General features: G+C 52.2%; 7 protein-coding genes. 3 read left to right on the top strand and 4 right to left on the bottom strand.

Annotated elements, in window-relative coordinates:
* The first annotated feature begins 274 nt into the window (after positions 1-274).
* From ACTTKA_RS11720 to queF, 3 genes are all read left to right on the top strand, one after another.
* The gene (locus tag ACTTKA_RS11720) at positions 275-1,543 is read left to right on the top strand and encodes a phenylacetate--CoA ligase family protein (RefSeq protein WP_442725169.1); all 1,269 of its coding nucleotides are present in this window, start codon (positions 275-277) and stop codon (positions 1,541-1,543) included.
* Positions 1,544-1,582: 39 nt separating this feature from the next.
* Complete coding sequence (locus tag ACTTKA_RS11715; RefSeq protein WP_442725168.1) at positions 1,583-2,008, top strand: acetolactate synthase; 426 nt, start codon at positions 1,583-1,585, stop codon at positions 2,006-2,008.
* Positions 2,009-2,104: 96 nt separating this feature from the next.
* Positions 2,105-2,578: a preQ(1) synthase gene (gene queF / locus ACTTKA_RS11710; RefSeq protein WP_442714665.1), complete on the top strand. Its 474-nt coding sequence runs from the start codon at positions 2,105-2,107 to the stop codon at positions 2,576-2,578.
* Here the strand turns inward: queF and ACTTKA_RS11705 are convergent.
* The 4 genes from ACTTKA_RS11705 to ACTTKA_RS11690 all read right to left on the bottom strand — a co-directional run bounded on the left by ACTTKA_RS11705 (position 2,561) and on the right by ACTTKA_RS11690 (position 7,685).
* Complete coding sequence (locus tag ACTTKA_RS11705; protein WP_442725167.1) at positions 2,561-3,214, bottom strand: hypothetical protein; 654 nt, start codon at positions 3,212-3,214, stop codon at positions 2,561-2,563. The two genes, queF and ACTTKA_RS11705, sit on opposite strands and share 18 nt — an antisense overlap.
* The gene (locus tag ACTTKA_RS11700) at positions 3,211-3,846 is read right to left on the bottom strand and encodes a DUF4230 domain-containing protein (RefSeq protein ID WP_442725166.1); all 636 of its coding nucleotides are present in this window, start codon (positions 3,844-3,846) and stop codon (positions 3,211-3,213) included. The genes ACTTKA_RS11705 and ACTTKA_RS11700 overlap by 4 nt, the downstream gene beginning before the upstream one ends.
* Before the next feature lie 197 nt (positions 3,847-4,043).
* Positions 4,044-5,795: a phospho-sugar mutase gene (locus tag ACTTKA_RS11695; RefSeq protein ID WP_442725165.1), complete on the bottom strand. Its 1,752-nt coding sequence runs from the start codon at positions 5,793-5,795 to the stop codon at positions 4,044-4,046.
* A gap of 204 nt (positions 5,796-5,999) precedes the next feature.
* Positions 6,000-7,685 carry a M23 family metallopeptidase gene (locus ACTTKA_RS11690; RefSeq protein ID WP_442725164.1) on the bottom strand — a complete coding sequence of 562 codons (1,686 nt, stop codon included), beginning with the start codon at positions 7,683-7,685 and terminating at the stop codon, positions 6,000-6,002.
* Between the last annotated feature and the right edge of the window lie 93 nt (positions 7,686-7,778).

The following is a 7,778-nucleotide window of genomic DNA, read 5'->3' as shown; positions in this document are numbered from 1 at the left end:
TCGATACGTTCCGGACGTATCGAAATATCTCTCCGAACCACCCGAAATCAGGTTCCGAACCGGTCATAATTTATTTCCGAATAGTATTAAATATCCCTCCGGACGTACCCAAATACCCCTCGGAACCACCCGAAATCAGGTTCCGGACGTATGATAACCTGTTTTTGAACCACAAGACAGCCATTTTGAATTTTAATTCGTATTTTTGGGGCAAAAAACATAAACAAACCATTTGATCATGATATCGTCCTATTGGGAAGAAAAGCTGGAAGTAATGAATCGCGGCGACTTGGAGGCGCTGCAAGTAGAAAGGCTTCGCGCAACGGTTGCACAGGCCGCCCACTCACCGTATTATAAAAAAGTTTTCGCGGAGCAAAGTATCTCGGCCGACAGTATTACGTCGCTCGATGATTTAAAGAAGCTGCCGTTTATAACGAAAGAAGACCTCCGGGCCAACTATCCGTTCGGATTGGCGGCGATCCCTCTTCAGCAATGTGTACGTGTCCATTCATCGAGCGGAACAACGGGCAATCCGACGGTTGTGCTTCACTCGCAGAAAGACCTTGACGCGTGGGCGAATCAGGTAGCAAGGTGCATGTATATGGTGGGACTGCGCGATACCGACGTATTTCAAAACACTTCCGGATACGGCATGTTTACCGGCGGGCTGGGCTTTCAGTACGGAGCCGAAAGACTCGGCGCTCTGACGGTGCCGGCTGCAGCGGGCAACTCGAAACGGCAGATCAAATTCATCATGGACTTCGGTACGACGGCTTTGCACATCATCCCGAGTTATGCTACGCGTCTGGCCGAGGTCTTCGAGGAGATGGGGCTCGACCCGCGCAAGGATACGTCGCTCCGCGTGTTCTGTATCGGCGCCGAACCGCACTCGGAAGAGCAGCGCCGGCGCATCGAAGAGTTGATGGGGATAAAGGCGTATAACTGCTTCGGCATGTCGGAGATGAACGGTCCGGGCGTAGCGTTTGAGTGTCAGGAACAGAACGGGTTGCATATCTGGGAAGATTACGTGATCGCGGAGATTATCGATCCGCAAACGTTGGAACCCGTCGCCGACGGAGAAATCGGCGAACTTGTTCTGACAACCCTGCAACGCGAGGCGATGCCGCTCATCCGCTACCGGACACACGACCTGACGCGTTTTCTGCCGGGCGACTGCCCCTGCGGACGAACACATCGACGCATCGACCGCTTCAAAGGACGCAGCGACGACATGATCATCCTTAAAGGCGTGAATATCTTCCCGATTCAAATCGAAAAGATTCTGATGAGTTTCAAGGAGCTCGGAGGAAATTACCTGATCACGATCGAAAACGTAGACAACAATGACGAGATGTATATCGAAGTCGAGTTGAGCGGTCTTTTTACCGACGATTACGGAGCGCTGCAAAGACTAACGAAAGAGATCACTCGCCAGTTGAAAAACGAACTCTTGATTACGCCGCGTCTTAAATTAGTCGCCCGGGGCTCATTGCCCGTGACGGAAGGAAAAGCCGTGCGGGTCAAAGACCTGCGTAAATTCTGAACCGTAACGATACCGTCGAACGATTAAACAAAAAGCATTATGACAGTCAATCAATTATCCATCTTCGTCGAAAACAAATACGGCAAACTGTGTGAAATATTATCGTTGCTGGCCGACCAAAACATTCGCATCATCGCTTCGACCGTGGCCGACACGTCGGAGTACGGCATCCTGCGCCTCATCGTAAACTATTCCGAGAAGGCGTATCAGATTCTTAAAGACAATCATGTGAATGTTAATCTTACGGATGTGCTCGCGATTGTGACCGACCCGGCCGCGGGGAGTTTTGCGAAGACCCTCACCTGCTTCACGCAGTCGGGACTGAGCATCGAGTATATGTATTGCTTTTCGCTCAAAGACAAATCCATCCTGATTCTTCGCACGAACAATCGCGAAGCCGCACGCGAAGTAATCCGCCGGCAAAACCTCGAATACATTTGCGAGAGCGATCTGGCCAAAATGTAAGTAGCATGCGGGCAGAGACACCGAAGCCGACGCCGTTGGTTGCGATTAAGCGGAACAGCATACGGTGGTCCGGGCAGAAAGTCGTATTTTTGTCGCATGGAAAATAAAGAACTGACACTTTTAGGAACAGCGACGACTTACCGGCAGGATTACGCGCCGGAGGTGCTGGAGGCGTTCACGAACAAACATCCCGAACGCGATTACTGGGTACATTTCGAATGCCCCGAGTTTACGAGCCTGTGCCCCATCACGGGACAGCCCGATTTTGCCACGATCCGGATCGATTACCTCCCCGACGTGAAGATGGTGGAGAGCAAGAGCCTGAAGCTCTATCTCTTCAGTTTTCGCGGGCACGGCGCTTTTCATGAAGACTGCGTAAACCTGATCATGAACGACCTGATTCGCCTGATGGAACCGAAGTATATCGAGGTGACGGGACTCTTCACCCCGCGCGGCGGCATCAGCATCTATCCGTATTGTAACTACGGCCGGCCGGGCACGAAGTACGAAGCGCTGGCCGAACAGCGTCTCTTCAACATACAGGCCGGAAACTTACATGCCGGACGGTAGGCGAACGGGCGAAGGCTCCGGAACGGGTGCGGGCGGGCGGTGTTCTTCCCTCCACCCGTCGGGGTAACGGTCGATGATGACGACATGCTCCCTGAAACCGGCAAATAAAGCCGATAGGGAACGCAACGCATTCTCTCGTGCGCGTCTGACATACCCGCGCTCATAAGTTTGTGCGGTGATACGTCGGCGAAGGCGTCTTTTAAGGATGTTTTCTTCGGCGGTGCTCAACGGCGTGGGCACCGGTTCGTCAGGCATCTGCACGTTCCATACGTCGAGCACCTGATAGCCGTTTTCCGTAGCTTCACGCACTTCGATGATCTCGCGCGGGAGTTGGACGAAAAGTGTGTCGCCCCGTTCGGTCATCGGGAGGTTTTCGATGTCGAAGCCGATATATACATGCGCTCTGACACGCGAAACAACCCCCTTGATTTGTACCGTATCTTTGAAGATTTCGTCTGTCATGATTTCCAGCGTGGAGAGTTTGACCATCTGCTGAATCTCTCCGACCCGTGCGGGCAACGTACGCACCGCGGAACGTTCGCGATGCAGGCTGCGGTAGCCCCACCAACCGCCTAAGACGAGAAGAAGAGAGAAGGCGATGACAAGAAGTATCTTTTTCGGGAGATGTCGTATCATGGCTGTTCCTCCCTGAATGTTATGGTGGCCTCATATCCCCATCCGACGAGCAAAGTGCGAAAGTATGCGCGCGCGCGTTCCTCGGCCTGCTGCGTCAGTTCACGTTTCAGTTTGCCGTTCTTCGCGATCTCTTCCGAGAGCAAGCGGCTGGCCTCATCTTTGGCCTTGGCCTTCTCCTGCGGCGTTAACGGTGTACGGTAAATCGAGACTCGCTCGTGTTCGGTCCTGACTTCGAAATCGCGTCCCCGCTCTTTGATCCGCACCGGCGGAAGCCGCAAGGTGCAATGTCTCGCTTTCCGGTCGATCCGGATATCCTCTTCCGTCAATCCGTTCATATCGATAAAGGCGGAGAGATACGTCCCAAACGAGTAAATCCCGATACGCTTGCCGACGGTTGTTTTTCGCTTCACCCAATCTACCGCGTCGGGAAAGAGGCCGGCCTGCGAACCGATCTCTCTGAAACGAATATCAGGATCGTCGATGATGACCGTTTTTTCTACGCGCACCTCGGCCAAGATCCATTCGTTCATATCCCTCAGCTCGTAAAGAAGCGAAGGTTCTTCTTCCTTTCGGCAGGCCGTCAGTCCGATACCGACAATAAAGAAAAACAGATACAAAAGTTGTTTTACCATACGACAAAAATAATCATTTCCGTTCAATCGCCATGACTGCGTTGTGTCCTGCCGGTTGGAGTAGAAGAAGCGCGTTGCGTTTTTATTTGTTCCGGATACATTCAAGGGGATGTGTCTCCGTATTTGTTTGAGACGCATCCCCCTTTTATGTCTACGAGCCAATCCCGCAGTATCGTCTGTCTTTTTTTTCAAAAGGCTCAGATGCCAAGCGATGCCCTGATCTGTTCGACCTTTTTCATGGCTTCGGCCTCGGCCGTCCGCAAGTCTTCAGACGTACGGACATCGGGAATGTGTACCTCGCAATAAAACTTGATCTTCGGCTCCGTGCCCGACGGACGAATCGACACTTTCGTATTGTCTTCCGTATAATATTGCAGCACGTTCGAGGTCGTAGGCATGTGCAATGCAAACGTTTCGTTATCGGTAAAACTGTGTCCTTTCAGCGAAGCATAATCGTAGATCAGCGTCACTTTCGATCCGGCAATCTCCGTCGGCGGATGATTGCGGAAACCGTTCATCATCGCCTCGATTTCTTCGGCGCCGCTCTTGCCCTTTTTAACGACAGAGATATTCACCTCTTTCGAGTAGCCGTATTCGAGATAAATCTGTTGCAACAACTGATAGAGCGACAATCCTTTGTCTTTTGCCCAAGCCGTCATCTCGGCCAGAATGCAGCAGGCCGATACGGCATCCTTGTCACGCACAAAGTCCTGACAGAGGAATCCGTAACTTTCTTCTCCACCGCCGATATACTGTTTCTTGCCTTCGTTTCTGCGCATCACCTCGGCAATCCATTTGAAACCGGTATAAACATCGTACATCTCAACGCCCTTGCGCTCCGCGATGGCGCGAACCGTCTCGGTCGTAACAATCGTTTTGACAATGTATTCCCGGCCGCTTAACCGTCCCAGTTCTTCCCAGCGTGTCAGCAGGTAATAAACGAAAAGGACGACTGCCTGATTGCCGTTGACCAGTACCCATTCGCCGACATCGTTCTTCACGGCTGCCCCAACGCGGTCGGAGTCCGGATCGGAAGCCAGCACCAGCTCGGCGCCGGTCTCCCTGGCCTTCTCGACAGCCATCGACAAGGCCGCCGGCTCTTCGGGGTTAGGCGATACGACCGTCGGGAAATCACCGCTCACCACATCCTGCTCAGGCACGTGAATGATGTTCGTGAACCCGTATGCGCCGAGCGCTTGGGGAATTATACGTACCCCCGTACCGTGAATCGGCGTATACACGATCTTCATGTCATGATGCCGCGCAATCGAGTCGGGCGACAGCGAAACAGTCTTCAAGTCCGCGATGTACTGCTCATCGATCTCCTTACCGATCAGTTCGATCAATTCCTTCTTTCCTTCGAACCGGATATCGGCCGCGTTGCGGATTTTATTGACTTCGGCAATCGTGTTTTTGTCGTGCGGAGCAATCATCTGCGCTCCATCGTCCCAATATGCCTTGTAACCGTTATATTCCTTCGGATTATGCGAGGCTGTCAGGATAATACCGCTCTGACATCCCAGCTTACGGATGGCATACGATACCTCCGGTGTCGGTCGGAGGTCTTCAAAAAGATACACCTTGATGCCGTTGGCCGAAAAAATTTCGGCCGAAATCTCGGCAAACCGGCGGCTATTGTTACGACAGTCGTGACCGATAACGACTTTGATCTGTTCCAACTCCGCAAATTCCTTTTTCAGGTAGTTCGACAAACCCTGCGTAGCCGCTCCGACCGTATAAATGTTCATCCGGTTACTGCCCACGCCCATGATGCCGCGCAATCCTCCGGTTCCGAACTCCAAATCCTTGTAGAAGGATTCGATCAGCTCGGTCGGGTCTTCCTTATCGAGCAGGGCCTGCACTTCGTTACGCGTTTCTTCATCATACTCCGAGCCCAGCCAGACCTGAGCTTTCTTCCTCACCTGTTCTAATAATTCCGTATGTTCCATAATCAGAAATGATATTATTTTTTATTGTATCTAATTTCTTTTTTCTCCGGCCAATAAAATTGGTAGAAGGTCTGACAAAGATAGGCTCTTTTTTTCAGATAATGGTACGCATCGGTTCAGTTTTTTCATTCATCCGATATCGATTTCTTCACTTCCGGAGGCCATTTATGAAGATGGTACGTTCCGGCTATGCCAAACCTGTTATCACCATTCGAAATCGGCATGGTAGACCGTGCGGTTCTCGCAGCCGTCGGTTACGGTCATCCGGAGGGTATGCCGCCCTCGTGTGAGGCGTTGACGGTCGAAGAAGTAATGCGCGGTTGCTTTCTTGCCGTCGAGTTCAAAGAGAGCGAACCGGCCGTCTATCTCGCCGCGATATTCCTCTATCCCGCTCAGATTATCGGTCAGGCGCAGGATAATCATTTCTTTACTTCTCCAGAGAGACGAATCGACGGCGGTAATGACAGGCGGTACCGTATCGGCATCGACGGCATAACGTTTGCCCAGTTCGGTGATGTCGGCATCGATCCAGCCGTCGCGATACGATCCGCCGATCCAGTTCTTTCTACGCCCATCGACCGAGACGATGCCGTATTTTCCTTTATCGGCCAGTATATCGGAGAGCAGGTGAAGTGAGAGACGCCCGTTGCGATGCAGCGGAACGGGTGTATCATGTACCGTGTGAACATCGGAATAATACGCTGTATCGGCGTATGAGGAATGACGAAAATACAAGTCGTTATACAAGTTACCGCGCGGGATATACATCCGGATACCACTTGCCCCGAAGCGGTTTTCTCCGCTATGGTAGAAGTGTGTCGCACCGGCCGTATCGGGCGGAAGAATCGTCTGCGGGCGTCCGGTCACGGCCAGCGCAAGTCGTCCGGTATTGCCAAACGCATCCGTGAGTTCAAATTCGATATGGTATGTCCTTGCTTCGTCGACGGTCAGATAGCCGCGGTTCTTACTGGTCATAAACCGCAGGCGGTTACCCGGCTCGACAAACGTTTTCGTATAAAACGATTTTTTTTCGCGCCACTCGGCAAAGTCGACCCACGCATTGAGGTAACGCGTCTCATCGAACGAAAAACGGTCCTGATAGCTGTGAAACATTTCTTTGCCGTCAACCCGCATTGTGATTTCCTTTACACCGTACACGTTGCTCGTGCCGTTCATATAGTCGTCGATATGGATACTGAAACCGATCTTTCCCCACGCTTCCGTTTTACCCGTCACCGACTGCCGGCCGTCTTTCGCGGTGACAACCTTAATACGCTGCTTTTGTTGAGACCCGTTGACGACGCCCTGTCCTCCGACGGGGCAGATCATCACGGAACGTACCTTCGGAGGCCGCGTATCTTTGATTTTGTCCTTATAATACACGATCGGATCGACCGGATCGCCTGTGCGCAGATCGCGTATCTCGAAATGCAGATGAGGCCCGCCCGAGCTGCCCGTGTTGCCACTCAGGGCAATCAACTCGCCGGCCTTGACCGGAAACCGCGACGGTTCGGGCGACAAATCGACGGAGAAACGCTCCTGTGCGTATTGCTGTTCTTTGACATACGACGCGATGTGGCCGGCGAAGTTACGCAGATGACCGTAGACCGACATCGTACTGTCCGGATGCTTCACATAAAGCGCATGTCCGTATCCCCACGGCGACACGAGGATGCGGGAGACATACCCGTCTTTTACGGCGCGAATATTTTTTCCTTCGACGCCCTGCGTCTTGAAATCAATCCCCGAATGAAAGTGATTATTGCGCAATTCTCCGAAATTCCCGCTCAGCAGTATCGGGATGTCGACAGGGCTGCGAAACGTCTGCGCCGAAACGGTAAGCCCTGTGAGACCCAGACAGACGAGCAGCATTTTCTTCCATTTATTCATCTTCGTACACTATATTGCTCTATAAAAAAGTTATTGGGGCAAATTTAGATAAAATCCTCGAGATTTTACACCGGGCAGATAAAAACACAAGGC

It is taken from the genome of Tannerella sp. (genome assembly GCF_052170195.1).
In the GTDB taxonomy this organism is placed as follows: domain Bacteria; phylum Bacteroidota; class Bacteroidia; order Bacteroidales; family Tannerellaceae; genus Tannerella.
The sequence above is the reverse complement of the archived record's forward strand: the minus strand, read 5'-3'. Positions and strand labels throughout refer to the sequence as shown.

What these genes read in the sequence shown, in the direction of transcription:
- ACTTKA_RS11720 (WP_442725169.1), top strand. Translation starts at nt 275, where the DNA reads ATGAATCGCGGCGACTTGGAGGCGCTGCAAGTAGAAAGGCTTCGCGCA.
- ACTTKA_RS11715 (WP_442725168.1), top strand. Translation starts at nt 1,583, where the DNA reads ATGACAGTCAATCAATTATCCATCTTCGTCGAAAACAAATACGGCAAA.
- queF (WP_442714665.1), top strand. Translation starts at nt 2,105, where the DNA reads ATGGAAAATAAAGAACTGACACTTTTAGGAACAGCGACGACTTACCGG.
- ACTTKA_RS11705 (WP_442725167.1), bottom strand. Translation starts at nt 3,214, where the DNA reads ATGATACGACATCTCCCGAAAAAGATACTTCTTGTCATCGCCTTCTCT.
- ACTTKA_RS11700 (WP_442725166.1), bottom strand. Translation starts at nt 3,846, where the DNA reads ATGGTAAAACAACTTTTGTATCTGTTTTTCTTTATTGTCGGTATCGGA.
- ACTTKA_RS11695 (WP_442725165.1), bottom strand. Translation starts at nt 5,795, where the DNA reads ATGGAACATACGGAATTATTAGAACAGGTGAGGAAGAAAGCTCAGGTC.
- ACTTKA_RS11690 (WP_442725164.1), bottom strand. Translation starts at nt 7,685, where the DNA reads ATGAATAAATGGAAGAAAATGCTGCTCGTCTGTCTGGGTCTCACAGGG.